This window comes from Paenibacillus sp. FSL L8-0158, from assembly GCF_038592965.1.
GTDB lineage: Bacteria > Bacillota > Bacilli > Paenibacillales > Paenibacillaceae > Paenibacillus > Paenibacillus polymyxa_D.
The window spans coordinates 1,480,729-1,495,606 of the sequence record NZ_CP151949.1; the positions used below are offsets into that span (position 1 = coordinate 1,480,729).

The 14,878-nt window shown below is 47.7% G+C and carries 14 protein-coding genes and 1 riboswitch; of the genes, 9 read left to right on the forward strand and 5 right to left on the reverse strand.

Annotated elements, in window-relative coordinates:
- Positions 1-80 precede the first annotated feature (80 nt).
- Positions 81-980, reverse strand: a complete 900-nt coding sequence (locus NSQ68_RS06690; RefSeq protein WP_342428358.1) for an NAD(P)-dependent oxidoreductase — start codon at positions 978-980, stop codon at positions 81-83.
- A 250-nt stretch (positions 981-1,230) separates the two neighbouring features.
- Here NSQ68_RS06690 and NSQ68_RS06695 point away from each other — a divergent pair, with 250 nt between their 5' ends.
- The 3 genes from NSQ68_RS06695 (at position 1,231) to NSQ68_RS06705 (ending at position 3,954) form a co-directional block, all read left to right on the forward strand.
- Positions 1,231-2,586, forward strand: a complete 1,356-nt coding sequence (locus NSQ68_RS06695) for a glucose-6-phosphate isomerase (protein WP_013369975.1) — start codon at positions 1,231-1,233, stop codon at positions 2,584-2,586.
- 148 nt (positions 2,587-2,734) lie between these two features.
- Positions 2,735-3,367 (forward strand): YigZ family protein, encoded by a 633-nt coding sequence (locus tag NSQ68_RS06700; RefSeq protein ID WP_342428359.1) that lies wholly within the window; start codon positions 2,735-2,737, stop codon positions 3,365-3,367.
- A gap of 5 nt (positions 3,368-3,372) precedes the next feature.
- Positions 3,373-3,954 (forward strand): TetR/AcrR family transcriptional regulator, encoded by a 582-nt coding sequence (locus NSQ68_RS06705; protein ID WP_029516378.1) that lies wholly within the window; start codon positions 3,373-3,375, stop codon positions 3,952-3,954.
- Between the two features lie 173 nt (positions 3,955-4,127).
- Here NSQ68_RS06705 and NSQ68_RS06710 read toward each other — a convergent pair whose 3' ends face one another.
- Positions 4,128-4,529, reverse strand: a complete 402-nt coding sequence (locus tag NSQ68_RS06710; RefSeq protein WP_342428360.1) for a secondary thiamine-phosphate synthase enzyme YjbQ — start codon at positions 4,527-4,529, stop codon at positions 4,128-4,130.
- Positions 4,530-4,751: 222 nt separating this feature from the next.
- On the opposite strand from NSQ68_RS06710, the gene cysA reads away from it, so the two are divergent.
- A complete protein-coding gene (gene cysA / locus NSQ68_RS06715; RefSeq protein WP_029516380.1) occupies positions 4,752-5,813 on the forward strand; it encodes a sulfate ABC transporter ATP-binding protein in 1,062 nt (353 codons plus the stop codon).
- A gap of 189 nt (positions 5,814-6,002) precedes the next feature.
- Positions 6,003-6,773 carry an MBL fold metallo-hydrolase gene (locus NSQ68_RS06720; RefSeq protein ID WP_342428361.1) on the forward strand — a complete coding sequence of 257 codons (771 nt, stop codon included), beginning with the start codon at positions 6,003-6,005 and terminating at the stop codon, positions 6,771-6,773.
- A 15-nt stretch (positions 6,774-6,788) separates the two neighbouring features.
- Here the strand turns inward: NSQ68_RS06720 and NSQ68_RS06725 are convergent, their stop codons facing one another.
- Positions 6,789-8,282, reverse strand: coding sequence for a PLP-dependent aminotransferase family protein (locus NSQ68_RS06725; RefSeq protein ID WP_342428362.1), 1,494 nt, complete (start codon positions 8,280-8,282; stop codon positions 6,789-6,791).
- A gap of 132 nt (positions 8,283-8,414) precedes the next feature.
- Here NSQ68_RS06725 and NSQ68_RS06730 point away from each other — a divergent pair, with 132 nt between their 5' ends.
- Positions 8,415-9,326 (forward strand): EamA family transporter, encoded by a 912-nt coding sequence (locus NSQ68_RS06730; protein WP_342428363.1) that lies wholly within the window; start codon positions 8,415-8,417, stop codon positions 9,324-9,326.
- Between the two features lie 139 nt (positions 9,327-9,465).
- On the opposite strand, the gene NSQ68_RS06735 is transcribed toward NSQ68_RS06730, so the two are convergent.
- Positions 9,466-10,266, reverse strand: a complete 801-nt coding sequence (locus NSQ68_RS06735; protein WP_023987642.1) for a Cof-type HAD-IIB family hydrolase — start codon at positions 10,264-10,266, stop codon at positions 9,466-9,468.
- 162 nt (positions 10,267-10,428) lie between these two features.
- Positions 10,429-11,430, reverse strand: coding sequence for a lipoate--protein ligase (locus NSQ68_RS06740; protein WP_029516385.1), 1,002 nt, complete (start codon positions 11,428-11,430; stop codon positions 10,429-10,431).
- A 162-nt stretch (positions 11,431-11,592) separates the two neighbouring features.
- Between NSQ68_RS06740 and cobD the strand changes: the two genes are divergently transcribed.
- From cobD to NSQ68_RS06755, 3 genes are read left to right on the forward strand one after another with little or no spacing between them, the layout of a single operon-like run.
- Positions 11,593-12,696 carry a threonine-phosphate decarboxylase CobD gene (gene cobD, locus NSQ68_RS06745; protein ID WP_342428364.1) on the forward strand — a complete coding sequence of 368 codons (1,104 nt, stop codon included), beginning with the start codon at positions 11,593-11,595 and terminating at the stop codon, positions 12,694-12,696.
- Positions 12,686-13,657, forward strand: coding sequence for an adenosylcobinamide-phosphate synthase CbiB (gene cbiB, locus NSQ68_RS06750; RefSeq protein WP_342428365.1), 972 nt, complete (start codon positions 12,686-12,688; stop codon positions 13,655-13,657). Before cobD ends, cbiB begins: the two co-directional genes overlap by 11 nt.
- 55 nt (positions 13,658-13,712) lie before the next feature.
- Entirely contained in the window at positions 13,713-14,465 is a 753-nt protein-coding gene (locus tag NSQ68_RS06755) for a histidine phosphatase family protein (RefSeq protein ID WP_342428366.1), read from the forward strand.
- Positions 14,466-14,587: 122 nt separating this feature from the next.
- Positions 14,588-14,781: riboswitch (cobalamin riboswitch) on the forward strand.
- Positions 14,782-14,878: the final 97 nt, after the last annotated feature.

Here is a 14,878-nt window from a genome sequence, read left to right on the forward strand (position 1 = left end):
CTTCAAGCCAAGTGTGCTTACCCTAAAGCTATGCCATATGTACACAAGCACAGCAGTATAGTTACACAGAAAGGTACAGCTTATTCGAGAGGTTGACCACCAATGGTGCGGCCAATCCATGCTTCGTATGTCTTCACGACAGCGGATAGGTCCTCGTCGCCGTAGCCTTGCGTTTGCCCGGCTTGAAATAGGCTTTTGGCAATGGATAACATAGGTGCGGGGATGGACAGGCTGTCGGTTAGTGAGGAAGCAAGCTTCAAGTCCTTAAGCATCAAGGCAAGTGAGAACTGGTTGCTGAAATCATGTTCAATGATTTTGCGCCCTTTCAGGTCAGCGGCCTTGCTGCCTGCCGATCCGAGTTGTACCAATTCAAGGAAGCTGTCTGCCGGGATGCCGGATTTAGCCGCGATAGCAAAGCCTTCAGCCAGAGCGAGGTTATGAATACCGACCATCGTATTATGAGCAAGCTTGGCTACGGCCCCGCTTCCATTAGGTCCCATATGAAGTACCTTTTTGCCCAGGGTATCAAAAACATCTGATTGTGCCGCAATGGCTTCTGCATTACCGCCAACCATGAACACGAGTGTGCCATCTACAGCGGCAGGCTTACTGCCTGTTACGGGAGCATCAATGAAGGAGCAGCCCAGCTTGTCCGCCTCAGCGGCCAGTTGTTTGACCAGCTCAGGTGAAATCGTGCTGTTGTCCATCACGGTCATGCCAGCCGTAAGGCCGGCAAACACGCCGTCTTCGCCGTAATAGATGTCATGAATGGAATGATCATCACTGACCATGGTAATGACCAAGTGCTGACCTTCAGCTGCTTCACGAGGGGTTGAAGCTGTACGTGCGCCTTGCTCTTCCAGTGGCTCGCAGCGCGAAGCGGTGCGATTATAAACTGTGACTCCGAATCCCTGCTTTAGCAGATTGGATGCCATCGGGGCGCCCATGGTGCCCAGTCCGATAAATCCGATGTTTTTCATTGCTAATCACCTTTCTTGTTGGAAGTTGCCGTCCGATGCAGATGCGAGTCGGCCCTGAATTGAATATTGAAACAGGTTGATCTCAGTTAATTGTAGCATGGGCATGCTACCCAATCTACAGGAGGGGCTGTCAAGCACAGGATACATAGGTAACGCAAGCTTGTCAGGCCCAGCAAATTAAAGTATCCTATTCCTAAGTCCTTATGTTCGTATTCATGGTCTTAGTAATACCAAACAGGAGGTTCCAAACATGTCTAAAAAAGTTATTTTTGATTACACTAAAGCGCTCTCCTTTGTAGGTCAGCACGAAATTGATTATTTTGCAGAGCCTATCAAGCTGGCTCATGAGCAACTGCACAACCAAACCGGTGTAGGTTCCGATTTCTTGGGTTGGATTGACCTGCCTACCAATTATGATAAAGAAGAGTTTGCGCGCATCCAAAAGGCTGCTGCTAAAATTCAAAGCGATTCCGAAGTACTGATCGTAATCGGTATCGGCGGTTCTTACCTTGGAGCACGTGCTGCGATCGAAATGCTGTCGCATTCGTTCTACAATGCACTGCCTAAAGATCAACGCAAGGGTCCAGCTATCTATTTTGCAGGCAACAACATCAGCTCTACATATGTGAATCATCTGTTGGAACTGATTGAAGGTAAAGACTTCTCTGTGAACGTCATTTCCAAATCAGGTACGACAACAGAGCCAGCTATCGCATTCCGCGTATTCCGTGCAGCTCTGGAGAAAAAATACGGTAAAGAAGAAGCGCGCAAACGTATTTATGCAACGACGGATAAAGAACGTGGCGCTTTGAAAAAACTGGCTAACGAAGAAGGCTACGAATCCTTCATTATTCCTGATGATGTGGGTGGTCGTTACTCCGTGCTGACAGCAGTAGGCTTGTTGCCGATTGCTACTGCAGGCATTAACATCGAGGAAATGATGCAGGGGGCGGCAGACGCTTCCAAAGAATACAGCAACCCGAATGTAGCTGAGAACGAGGCTTATCAATATGCAGCCGTTCGTAACGCTTTGTACCGCAAAGGTAAAGCGATTGAAATTCTCGTAAACTATGAGCCGTCGCTTCATTTTGTATCCGAGTGGTGGAAACAGTTGTACGGAGAAAGCGAAGGCAAGGATTACAAAGGCATTTATCCTGCTTCTGTTGATTTCTCGACAGACCTGCACTCCATGGGACAATTCATTCAGGAAGGCAGCCGCAACATTTTCGAAACGGTAATCCAAGTAGAAAATGTACCTAGTCACATCACCATCGAAGCAGATGAGGATGATCTGGACGGACTGAATTTCCTGGCAGGCAAAACTGTGGATTTTGTAAACAAAAAAGCATTCCAAGGTACATTGCTGGCTCACACAGACGGACAAGTACCGAACTTGATTGTAAATATTCCTGACTTGAGCCCTTACTCTTTCGGCTATCTTGCTTATTTCTTCGAAAAAGCTTGCGGCATCAGCGGCTACCTGTTGGGCGTAAATCCGTTCGATCAACCGGGCGTAGAAGCTTACAAGAAGAACATGTTTGCGCTGCTCGGCAAACCAGGCTTCGAAAAAGAAAAAGCTGAGCTTGAAGCGAGATTGTCTGAATAAGAGTGCTGTAATCTCTGATGCGAAACAGGATTTCGGTCAGAAGTGTTATAGTGTATAGCATCAATTAAAGTACAGGAAAGCAGTTCACCAGCTGCCAGAAGCGGGGGACTGCTTTCTTGTAAAATGAAGTAAGGAAGGTTATACGTGTATGTTGGAACAATACCGAACCGTACGCGGTGCCGGCAACAAGGAAATTGTGATTCGAAAATCCCGTTTTATCGGCCATATTCAGCCAGTTCAAACTGAGGAAGAAGCAACTGCTTTCATAGAGCGCATCAAAAAAGAGCATTGGAACGCTACCCATAATTGTTCTGCTTACATGATTGGGGAAAGAGACGAAATCCAAAAGCAATCGGATGACGGAGAACCGAGCGGTACGGCTGGAAAGCCTATTTTGGAGGTAATCCGCAACCAGAAGCTGAAAAATGTCGCTATTGTTGTTACCCGTTACTTTGGTGGGATTTTGCTGGGAGCAGGCGGTCTGATTCGCGCGTATTCAGATGGTGCTGTTGCAGCAATCGAGGCAGGGGATGCCATTACGCGTGTGCTGCATCGTGAAGTTTTTGTAGAATTGGATTATACCTGGTTGGGCAAAGTGGAAAATGAATTACGCAATCGCAGCATCCGCACTGGAGAAACAATGTTTACGGATAAAGTTACCTTAACCTGTCTGCCGCTGGCTGGTGATGCGGAATCCTTTAGCAACTGGATAACAGACTTGACGCAGGGGCAATCGCTTGTGTCGAAGGGAGAGCAGCTTTACTTTATTGAAGGGGAATAAATAATATGGCTAGAAGAGCAGTAGAACAGGAGTTGTCAAGAGGGCGGATTCTGGAAGCGGCCAGGCACTTGTTTATTACCAAGGGCTACCGTGCGATTTCAATGCGCAGCATTGGCCAGCATCTGGGTTACAGTCATGGTTCGTTATATTATCATTTTAAAGAGAAGGCTGAACTGTTCTATGCCATTGTGATTGAAGATTTTAATACATTGCGAGGGATTCTACTGCAAGCAGCAACAGGTACACCTGATGATGGCTTGAGCAGACTAGAGTACTTGATGCTGGAATTTATCCGTTTTGGTTTGGAGAATCCATATCAATACGAAATTATGTTCATGATGCACGATGAAGAACTATTTGCATACTGTCGCACAGAGCAAAACCGTTGTGTCGAACTATTTGCATCCATGATCCGTCAAGAATTGAGTGGTCAGGGGCATTCGGAGGAAGATTGCTCAAGGGTACCGAAAAGTCTGTTTTTATCCATGCATGGCTTTGTATCCTTTTATATTCAGGACGGTTTAACATTTGAAGAAATTAGGCCCGCTGCTTTAGCACATGTAAAGCTGCTGTGCAGACACCTATGAGCGTACCTGCATTCACACGCTTCACCCATGAACATGTAGGGCGCTTTTCTAGGTGTATGCACTTCATGACGGTGATTTATCATTACGGTACTTTGCGAAAGCGACTAAGAATTTAACAGACGATGATGCATCCAGCAGGAAAACATCATGGTCTGTTTTTTTTACCCGTTCCGTCAGCCCTTCATGATTTTTACATGGTATTGGCGTCTGCGTGGTCCGTCGAATTCACAAAAATAAAGTCCCTGCCATCGTCCGAGCAACAGCTTCCCATCATGGATGATGATCGTTTGTGAGGGGCCTGTCGTAATGGATTTTAGGTGGGACGCCGTATTTCCCTCCATATGGCGATATTGGGGATGCTCCCACGGATAGACTTCATCTAATCTTAACATCACATCATGTTTGACATCTGGGTCTGCATTTTCATTAATGGCGATGCCGGCTGTCGTGTGTGGACAATAAACAAGTGCGGTTCCTTGTTGCACCCCGCTTTTTTCGATCAATGAAGCAACCTCTCGTGTAATATCGCGTATTTCATCTCGCTGTGTAGTGGATAATTCTAAAGTATGCAACAATAACTCCATCTCCTTTCTTCTTAATACTTTACCCTTTTAATTCCTAAGATAATATATAGAGTTGACGAAAATTACTTTCCTTTGATAAAGTATCACATAAGAAAAAAACATAGTATATGCATTGGAATAATTAAATGATTTCAAATGAGGTACGTGCTTTGCGATAAGCAAGGCTGCTGCTGTTCCTGAACAGGTCCAGAAGCGGAAAGGAAGTGTACGAATATGCATGTGGAAGTAAGAGGATTAAACAAGCATTTCGGTAATTTTCATGCAGTAAAGGACGTATCTTTTGATATTCAGGCGGGCCATCTTATTGGCTTACTCGGTCCAAGTGGTGGGGGGAAAACCTCCATTCTTCGCATTTTGGCGGGTCTGGAGCAACCGGATGCGGGAGAAATTCATTTTCATGGAAAAAGGGTAAACGAGCTGTCCCCGCAGGAACGTGGAATCGGATTTGTATTTCAAAACTATGCTTTGTTCAAGCACATGAGCGTCTACGACAATATTGCCTTTGGTCTGAAAGTGAAAAAAAGCTCCAAAACCCGCATCAAGGAACGGGTCACGGAGTTGGTCGAACTAACGGGGCTCAAAGGATTTGAGCATCGTTATCCGCATCAGTTGTCAGGTGGACAGCGACAGCGGGTTGCTTTTGCGCGTGCTTTGGCACCAGAGCCTCAATTGCTGCTGTTGGATGAGCCTTTTGCAGCTATTGATGCCAAGATTCGTCAGGAGCTGCGCACCTGGCTGCGAGAGTTGATTGAGCGGGTAGGCATTACTTCAATTTTTGTCACCCATGATCAGGATGAGGCGATTGAAGTAGCGGATGAAATTATGGTGATTAATCAGGGACGACTGGAGCAGAAGGGAACGCCTTGGGATATTTATAAAAAACCGGGTACCCCGTTCGTGGCTTCCTTCATTGGGGAATCTACGGTGATTGAACAGGCAGGCAGTCTCAAAGGCTTCGAAGAAGCTGCTGGAGTGGGAACACGTGCGTTGATCCGTCCGGAGTATATTGATGTCGGGCCAAGCGAGGAATTTACGCTTCTGTCGGCGACCGAGGAAGGCGTAGTGAAGCATTTGCATTTTCGTGGAAGTGAGTGGATGGTTGAAGTACAGGTTGGGGACCATCGTCTCATGACGTACCGTTCGCTGGAGAAGTCTACGCTGGAACCTGGTCAGCAGGTGCGAGTGTTGGTGCATCGAGCCTATCTATATAATGACCAGTCCAGTTGGATGGTGGAAAACCGCCTGAAGGAAGATCCCATGCCTATCATCATTTAAAAATCAGGCTTTTGCAAAATTCTCAAATATATACGATCACGCTTGGGGGGATGTCTAGCCTGATTTCACGGCTTCGGGCATGCTCCTTTTGGCGTTGGACGCTGGAAGGATTTACGCAGATGATTTACGTAGAATCGGTCTGTTCGTTATAATAGTAGTAAAAAGACCCAAATAGATAGGAGTTAAACCATGAATCGGCTTATTTTTCTTGGCACGGGGGATGCAATGGGGGTTCCGCGTGTATATTGTGATTGTCTCGTATGCACAGAAGCTCGCACGACAGGGGCGAACATAAGATTGAGATCGTCTGTGCTGATCGAAAGCGAGACGGAGGACTTTATGATTGATTGTGGCCCGGACTGGCGCAGACAGCTAGAATTATGCGATCTGCGTTTTATCCCTACGATCCTTGTGACACATGCACATTTTGACCATATTGGAGGATTACCAGAATGGGCAGATGCCTGTCGCTGGACTGGGAACAGAGGTCGATTGTACGCGCCACAGGAAGTGATCGACACGATCTTGCGGCAATTTTCCTGGCTCTCTGGAAACCTAGATCTTATTCCAGTAGATCAGGGAGCCCAACTTGGCGGGTGGAATATCCGGGGATGGCGTGTGAATCACGGGAAGAACGGATATGCCTACGCTTATCGTCTGGAAAAGGACGGCTTCTCGTGGGCCTACTGTTCGGATTCGATTGGATTAAATGAGGCGGAAATTCTGCCTTTGCACAATCTGAATTTGCTCGTCCTGGGAACGAGTTTTTATCATGAGGAGGCCGAGTATGCCACCCGCTCCGTATATGACATGCTGGAGGCACAGGAGCTTATAGGAAGGCTTAAGCCCCAAAGCACAGTGTTTACACATATGTCCCATGATGTGGATGTCACACGCAACTATGGGCTTCTGGAAGGGATTAGTTTGGCACACACCGGCATGAGTTTGCCGTTAGAATAAAGGTGCATTTTACCTTTACATCGTTCGACTGATACGTAGAAGTGTGGAGATTCCTTCTTTGATTTGTAGCTCGTTGGCGTATGAATAGGACAGTCGTACATGCGTTTTACCCTCTGCGCCGATGGGATCAAATACATTGCCGGGGACAAAGGATACAGACTCTTGTACACTTTTGGCAAGTAATTCATTAGGTTTCAACGTAGAAGGCAACTGGAGCCATAGGTTGAGTCCCCCTGCTGGGCTGGTCCATGTCCAACCGGAATCGCGGAGACTGTCTTCCATCGTTTCCTTACGAATCTGGAGAGCGATGCATAGCTTTTTAATATGCTGCTGCATACGTGGAGATTGAAAGTATTGTAAAAACAGCTTTTGATTCAGCAGTGGCGATCCATTGTCCACCAACGCTTTGACGTTCAGCAGGCTGTTCATGAGCTGTGGTCGGCAGGTCACGGCTGCGATTCGTAGACCGGGTGCGACATATTTACTGTAACTTCGAATGTAGACGACGCTTCCCGAAACATCATAGGCGAAAATCGGAGAAGGGGGCTTTTGCCCAAAGCTGATGTCATAGGTGCTGTCATCCTCAACAATGAGGCAGCCGTAGCGCTCGGCTAGTTCAGGAAGTCGTTTGCGCTGCTCATCGGGGACCGTAAAGCCCGTCGGGTTGTGGAATGTTGGATTCATATAAAAGAGGCGAGGTTTTTCCGTTTTCATGCACCACTCAATCTGGTCCATATCATAACCCTCTGGTCGAATATCAGTCATCGTCAGCCGCGCGCCTTGTCTACGGAATATTTCCATGGCAGGGCCATAGGCAGGGCGTTCGATCAATACACGGTCTCCTGTACGGAGCAGAGATCGGGCAATTAAATCAATGGCTTGCTGTGCTCCCGAGGTAATCAGCACTTCATCCGGTGATAAAGCAAAATGCTTATCCACGCTAAAATGCTGCGCCATGGCCTCCCGAAGCTCGGTATCACCCTGTACAGCGGAATAGGTGGCTGCTACTTTCGGATGCTTTTCAAACACTTGCATCATCAGCTCTCCCCAAAATCGGTTGGGCAGGAGAGAGGGGTCAATCAGCGCTTTGGAAAACTGGAAATTCGCATTCACTGATTGAACGCGGGTAAGTCCATCCATTCCTCTCCAGGCTGAAACTGACGGATCATCTGCCGCATGGGCAGATTTGGAGTGAATCGTGAGGTCTATGGACGTATGTCCCGAGTAGCCAGCATATTTTGCATGTCCAGTCGCTTGGGAAGCATGAACGTAATATCCTGATTTGTCCTTTACATAGACCAGTCCCCGTTGCTTCAACTCCTGATATGCGCGGAAAACAGTTAGCCGATGTACACCCAGCTCCTGAGCCAAGCTTCGTACGGACGGCAGCTTCATATCTGTTTGCCAGTCCCCGCGATCAATCCGCACAGTTACATAATGGATAACCTGCTCATACAGCTTTAAGGCATGATCGGCTGGAAAGAGTAGTTCGCTGTTGTTCTTGCCCATGCTATCCACGCTCCTTTCTGTGTATTGTACTATATAGCACTTCAAAAACGTATACAACTGTTCTGTAGTTACATATCTGTTCTGTTCGTCTCCCTGTATGCTTAAAAGCAACTGAAGGGAGAGGGACGTATCATGATAGGTATCGCGTTTACAGTAATGTGTCTTATTTTTGGCACAACGTTTTTGGCCATAAAAGTGGGAGTGGAAGCCGGACTTCCGCCATTCCTATCGGCAGGTGTACGTTTTTTCGCGGCAGGGGCGATATTGTTCATTGCTATGAAGCTGACCGGAAAAGTACGATGGTCGTTATTATGGCGTAAGGAAATGTTGCTGATTGGAGCAGGAACGACCTTCGGTACATTTTCAGCCTTGTATTGGGCAGAGCAATATGTCAGCTCGGGGATCGGAGCTATTTTGTCAGCTACCGGGCCGATGATGATCGTCATTTTGCAATCTGTACTGCTACGGCAAAAAACGTCACGGATTACGGTCGTTGGCTGCATGATCAGCTTTCTTGGTGTGGTGCTGGTTGTGCTGCCCGGATTGGCGGTTCAGATCAGTGGTCTGTGGCTGGCGGGATGCCTTGTCATTTTGCTGGGGGAGCTGTGTTATTCAGGGGGAGCTCTTTATTCCAAGCGAGTGATGGATGTATTTCGTGAAACGAACCCGATTGCCCTGAATGCGGCGCAAATGATCCATGGGGGATGGATGCTGCTGTTACTGTCTGCGTTCACGGAGCCGTGGAGTTCTGAGGGGTGGCAGTACCTTCCTGCCATGGGGTCTTTACTCTATCTGATCCTGTTTGGTTCGATGATTGCACATACATTGTTCTACTGGCTCATGGAGCGTACAAATCCCCTGTTTCCGACGACGTGGCTGTATATATCACCGCCGATTGCGGTGGGCTTGGGAGCGTTGTTGTATGGAGAGCATGTAAGCTGGTGGATGCTGGCTGGGGTGCTGCTCATTGTGACCGGATTAATCCTTATGAACAACGGAATCATCCGTTTGGTGAACAGGCGTAAGGTACGTTCTACTGCCTGATATTTTTTTAAGCGATCAGGTTATTATATGATCTGACAGGAAAGCCTCCAAACTGTCGTATGTTACTGAACATGCGACGTTTGGAGGCTTTGTTGTTGTATTACTTCATTTAAGTATTATGAAAACAGTCACTTTTTGCTTATTCAACATTGAGTACGAATTTGTCGATAGCATGTTTGACACCGTCTTCGTTATTGCTGCGAGTGATGTAATCAGCCAGCTTCTTCAGATCAGGAATGGCATTCTCCATCGCTATGCCGAGACCAGCACATTCAAGCATTTCATGGTCGTTCCAAGAGTCGCCGATAGCAATCGTTTCTGACAGTTCACAGCCAAAATGGTTTGCAAGGAAGGTAAGTGCATGGCCCTTGGTACCTTCATGATGCATAATTTCCAGAAAATGAGGCTTGGATTTTGTAATGTGCACTTCATTGCCAAGCAGTTCGCGAAGTTCAGGAATTAATTCATCCAACACTTCTGGCTCGTCGATAATCAGCAGTTTAGGAGCTGGTTGCTCGATAACTTTACTGAATACAGGCTCTACAAAATATTCTGTGTTGTTCAGCTCGGTATAATCTTTAATTTTCTGATTATCTTCACGTGTGTACAATTTGTCATCTATATACGTTTGCAGATGCAGATTGCGTTCTACACAGAATTCATACAGGCGACGTGCAGCCACGAGTGGAACATAACGCTCATACAGCACGTTTTCGTCCAGCAGGTTTTTAACCAAAGCTCCTTGATACGTAATGATCGGCACGTTCAAACCAGTCTGGCGAGCAATTTTGTGTGCAGAGGCATAAGCTCGTCCAGTAGCGAGGGTAACCACCACACCTTTCGCTACAGCAGCTTCTAATGCCTGTTGTGTCGCTGGTGTAACTTCTTTTTGGTCGTTAATGAGTGTATCATCAATATCAATGGCAATTAATTTATACATATCGGTATTCTCTCCTTTATCTCTATCATGGGGCAATGCTAAAATTGTATCTTATAATATTCAAAATGACAATATCGCAATGAAAAGGGGACGGCTCCTATAAGAGCCTGTCCCCTTATAACCACTGAAGTATTGGCTTGAAACGATGGGAAAAAGTAACGGTTAGTCTTCCAAAAATACAAGTCCAACAAAATCGTCCAACTCAATATTACCAAAATAGTGTTTCAAATCGAGAGAGGATAAGGCTTGACGTACCTCGCCTTCATCATAGCGCTTGCCGCGCAGGATATTTTCAATATCAGCAACGTCACCCACACCGAAGAAATCTCCATAAATTTTAATATCACGGATGTAGCCTTCCTTAAGATCCATGCGGATATCAATAATACCGACCGGAAATTTACGTGTGTGCTTGATATTGCTCTCGGGGGATAGACCGTAGTTCCAATCCCACGATTGGTAGCGTTCTTTGGAAATTTCATGGATTTTGGCCCAATCGGTATCAGTGAGTTTATATTGAGGTACCTGATCCAATTCCGAACCGAATATGAAACGCAACAGTTCCTCGCGAAATTGCTCTATGGTCATCTCACGGTCCATCAGTTCGCTGATGTTAGCCACGCGACTGCGGACGGATTTAGTGCTTTTGGATTTGAATTTTTCGGGATTGGCATGCAGTGATGCAGCCACATTGTCCAGATTCAGGTTAAACATCAATGTACCGTGGCTGAACATACGTCCGCGTGTGGCAAATTGGGCGTTTCCTGAAATTTTACGTTCCCCCACCTGTAGATCGTTGCGGCCTGTCATTTCAGCTTCTACTCCCATTTGGCGCAGAGCATCAATAACAGGTTGCGTGAATTTGAGGAAATTATGAAAGGACTCCCCGTTATCCTTGGTAATAAAGCTGAAATTTAAATTACCGAGGTCATGATATACAGCACCGCCGCCGGACAGGCGACGAACGACCTGAATATTGTTATCTCTGACAAACTCGGCGTTGATTTCTTCAATGGTATTTTGATGCTTGCCTATAATAATAGAAGGCTGATTAATGTAAAACAGCAGATAGCTGTCATCCAGCGGAAGATGCTTGAGCGCGTACTCCTCAATGGCAAGATTAATGGCTGGATCGTGTATGCCCTGGTTGTCGATGAACAGCATGTCCATTCCTCCGTATATACAATCTGTGTAATTTTATGTGTGCCTCCTTCTATTGTAACCCAAGTGAGCCATGTACAAAAGCTCATTTGCATTGACGGGACGCAAAAAGCAGCCTCATAATGGAGCTAAATGATTGGAAACGGGCGGAAAGGATGAGAGGCAATGATAGAGGTTTACGGTCATGGCGGGGACAGGGAGACAGCTGCGGCGACATTTGGTGGGACTGCTGCTGATTTTGTAGATTTTAGTGCAAATATTAATCCGCTTGGTCCACCGCCGGAGGTACTTGAGGCGCTGCAACACTCATTTGACACTGTGATTCGCTATCCAGACCCTGGGCATCGGAATTTTAAAAATATGCTCGCACGGCGACTGCATGTTCCACCGGAGTCGTTAAGTATCGGAAACGGAGCGGCTGAGAGCATGGCGCTCTTGCTATTGGGACTGGCTCCTAAGCGTGTGGGTACAGTAGAGCCGTGTTTTTCGGAATATGCCGAGCTGGCTGGCAAATTCGGAGCCGAGGTCAACCGGGTGTACGGAAAGGCCTCGCTTCAATGGAAGGCGGACGTGGAGGACATCCTTCAGCTCATGGAGCAGGTAGATGTTTTGTTCCTCGGGCAGCCGAATAATCCAAACGGTGTGCAATATGGTGAGCAGGAGCTGTGCGAGCTGGCAGAGGCAGCTGGCACAACGGGGACCGTGCTGGTGGTGGATGAAGCCTTCATTGATTTTATTCCGCTGGAACGGCGAATCTCACTGCTGCCTGTGCTGGATCGCTATCCTCATGTAATTTTGATCCGGTCAATGACCAAATTTTATGCCATTCCTGGATTGCGATTGGGTTATGCGATTGCTCATCCGGACTATATCCGGCGAATGACGGCCAAACAGGTGACCTGGAGTGTGAATGGATTAGCGTTGCTGGCTGGGGAGGCATGTCTGAAAAGTGGGCAAGCATATGAGCACCAAACACAGGAGCTGATTGCTGCGGAGCGCAACCGCCTGTTGACCGCCTTGGCGGAATGGGGCTGCGGTGTCGTTCCCGGCGAAGCCAATTACGTGCTGGTAAGGGCGCCGGGTACGTGGAGCGCATCAGCTATTCAGCAGGCGCTTGGACAACGCGGAATTCTTATACGTAGCTGTGCTATGTATCCGGGGCTGACGACGAGCCATTTTCGGATTGCAGTCAAGGATGCAGAAGCCAATAACAGGCTGCTATCTGTATTGGGTGAAGTGCTGGAGGAGGAGCAGCGGCGTGACAGTTAGCTTGATTATCCTGGCAGCCTATCTATTGGACAGGCTGATCGGTGACCCGAGGTGGTTGCCGCATCCAGTCATCGGTATGGGACATGCCATTTCAGCATTGGAAAAAGTGATTCGCCGCCAGGTCCGAAGTGACCGAGGGCTGAAACGTGCGGGTATACTGCTTCCACTCATTGTGGCGGGAGGCTCCTTTGCGCTCGCCTGGGCGCTGTTGCAATTGCTTGCCTGGATTCATCCGTGGTTATCTGTCGGCGCAGAAATGGTGCTGATTGCGACTACGATTGCTTCCAAAGGACTAAAGGATGCAGGAATGGCAGTCTACCGAGCGTTGCAGGCGGATGACCTGGCTGTGGCACGGCGGGAGCTGGGCATGATAGTCGGGCGGGATACGCAGCAACTTGATGAGCCGGAGATTGTACGCGGTACGGTTGAAACGGTCGCTGAAAATATCGTGGACGCGATTATTTCCCCGCTTTTTTATGCCTTGATCGGGGGAGCACCTTTGGCGCTGGCTTATCGTGCTGTGAATACGCTCGATTCCATGGTTGGCTACAAAAATGAAAAGTATCTACATTTAGGCTGGGCTTCAGCACGTCTAGATGATGTGGCTAACTACATTCCAGCACGCCTGACAGCGGCAATGCTTGTGGTAGCGGCGTGGATGTACAAACGAGATGCTGCAAGAAGCTGGCGCACAGTCAAGCGAGATGCTCGTCTGCACCCAAGCCCGAACAGTGGCTTCCCGGAATCAGCTGTTGCTGGTGCATTGGGGATTCGTCTTGGAGGATATAATGTGTATCATGGCGTGCGCTCCTTTCGTGCATACATGGGTGATTGGATACGACCGCTAGAATCGAAAGATATACGGCATACGATCCAGCTGATGTTCGCCGTGTCCAGTATGTTTGTAGGATTGTGTTTGTTAGGAGCCGCAGGTTGTTTTGCCTTGGGATGGGTGCGGTGAGGGTGAGGGTGAGGAGTGACACGCTGAATAATGATCGAGCAGGAAGTGACATTTCTTGAAAAAAGATATAGCAGCAAAAAGGACAGTAGAATACGCACAAAGTCCGAACTCACAGGAGGATAAGGTGTCGTATGATGCTAAAGAAGATCTGCATTGGGACATGGAACTCGTGTTAGTTCGTCACGGCACAACCTTATGGAACAAGGAACGTCGATATCTGGGACACTCCGACTTAGGTTTGCTACCGGGAGCAGAGCAGGAATTAAAGCCTTTGCAAGAAAAATTGCAAGGGCAGTCCTTTGCTCGAATCTATTGCAGCGATTTAATGCGATGTCGCCAGACCTTGCAGATCATTGTGCCAGAATCAGAATTGACGCCTGGACGTTCCCTATCTACTATGCCTCCTATGATGGAACCATGTCTGCGAGAGCTTCATTTTGGCGAGTGGGATGGAAAAACGTATGACATGCTCAAGGATGTGTCGTTGTATCGGGCTTGGATTAATGAGCCGCAACGGATCACCCCACCTGGAGGAGAGTCTTGGACAGATTTTGTAAATCGTCTGCGCAAATTTCTTGACTCTCTGTATGAATGGCGTGTTGCTATGGAAGTTCACCCTATGGATTTGACTGCTGCGCCGCCCTCTGTTCTGGTCGTTACGCATGGTGGCGTAATTCGTCAGTTAGCTTGCATGCTGATACCGGGCCATGATTTTTGGAATCTGAATCCGAGGCCGGGAGAAGCATTTAGGATTCAATTGAGGTTGGCAGGACCGCACAATTACATAGCGGAAATGCTTCCTCATTAGGTTAGACACCAGCGGATAAAGAGGCTGTTTGGGTTGTAAGCCGCCTCTTTTTAACCTATAATCATCAAGTAAAAGAACGGCTTGACTACGACTACATCAAATATCCAGCAGACGAGGTCGGCGCAGTGTGATGAAACTATGGTTTCCCTTCCCTGCGCTGTTAAAAGGGAAGTCGGTGTGAATCCGGCGCGGTCCCGCCACTGTAAATGGAAACATGCCCGTTAGTCCTGCTTTATATGCTACTAAGCATATGAAAGAATTTCAGGACATGCATTTTACCATAGTCAGGATACCTGCCCGTCCGCCTGTCACCATAATCCTTCGAGGAAAGGATGACGTGTTCGCAGTGACTGTCCATGCGGAAAGAAGCTGCCGCCTGCGCACGATCTGCGCTAACGTGACCCCTGTGTCCT

Coding starts and splice junctions, on each gene's coding strand:
- cobD (WP_342428364.1), top strand. CDS start 11,593: ATGATAGAGGTTTACGGTCATGGCGGGGACAGGGAGACAGCTGCGGCG.
- cysA (WP_029516380.1), top strand. CDS start 4,752: ATGCATGTGGAAGTAAGAGGATTAAACAAGCATTTCGGTAATTTTCAT.
- NSQ68_RS06740 (WP_029516385.1), bottom strand. CDS start 11,430: ATGCTGTTCATCGACAACCAGGGCATACACGATCCAGCCATTAATCTT.
- NSQ68_RS06730 (WP_342428363.1), top strand. CDS start 8,415: ATGATAGGTATCGCGTTTACAGTAATGTGTCTTATTTTTGGCACAACG.
- NSQ68_RS06720 (WP_342428361.1), top strand. CDS start 6,003: ATGAATCGGCTTATTTTTCTTGGCACGGGGGATGCAATGGGGGTTCCG.
- NSQ68_RS06700 (WP_342428359.1), top strand. CDS start 2,735: ATGTTGGAACAATACCGAACCGTACGCGGTGCCGGCAACAAGGAAATT.
- NSQ68_RS06705 (WP_029516378.1), top strand. CDS start 3,373: ATGGCTAGAAGAGCAGTAGAACAGGAGTTGTCAAGAGGGCGGATTCTG.
- NSQ68_RS06725 (WP_342428362.1), bottom strand. CDS start 8,282: ATGGGCAAGAACAACAGCGAACTACTCTTTCCAGCCGATCATGCCTTA.
- NSQ68_RS06735 (WP_023987642.1), bottom strand. CDS start 10,266: ATGTATAAATTAATTGCCATTGATATTGATGATACACTCATTAACGAC.
- NSQ68_RS06695 (WP_013369975.1), top strand. CDS start 1,231: ATGTCTAAAAAAGTTATTTTTGATTACACTAAAGCGCTCTCCTTTGTA.
- NSQ68_RS06690 (WP_342428358.1), bottom strand. CDS start 980: ATGAAAAACATCGGATTTATCGGACTGGGCACCATGGGCGCCCCGATG.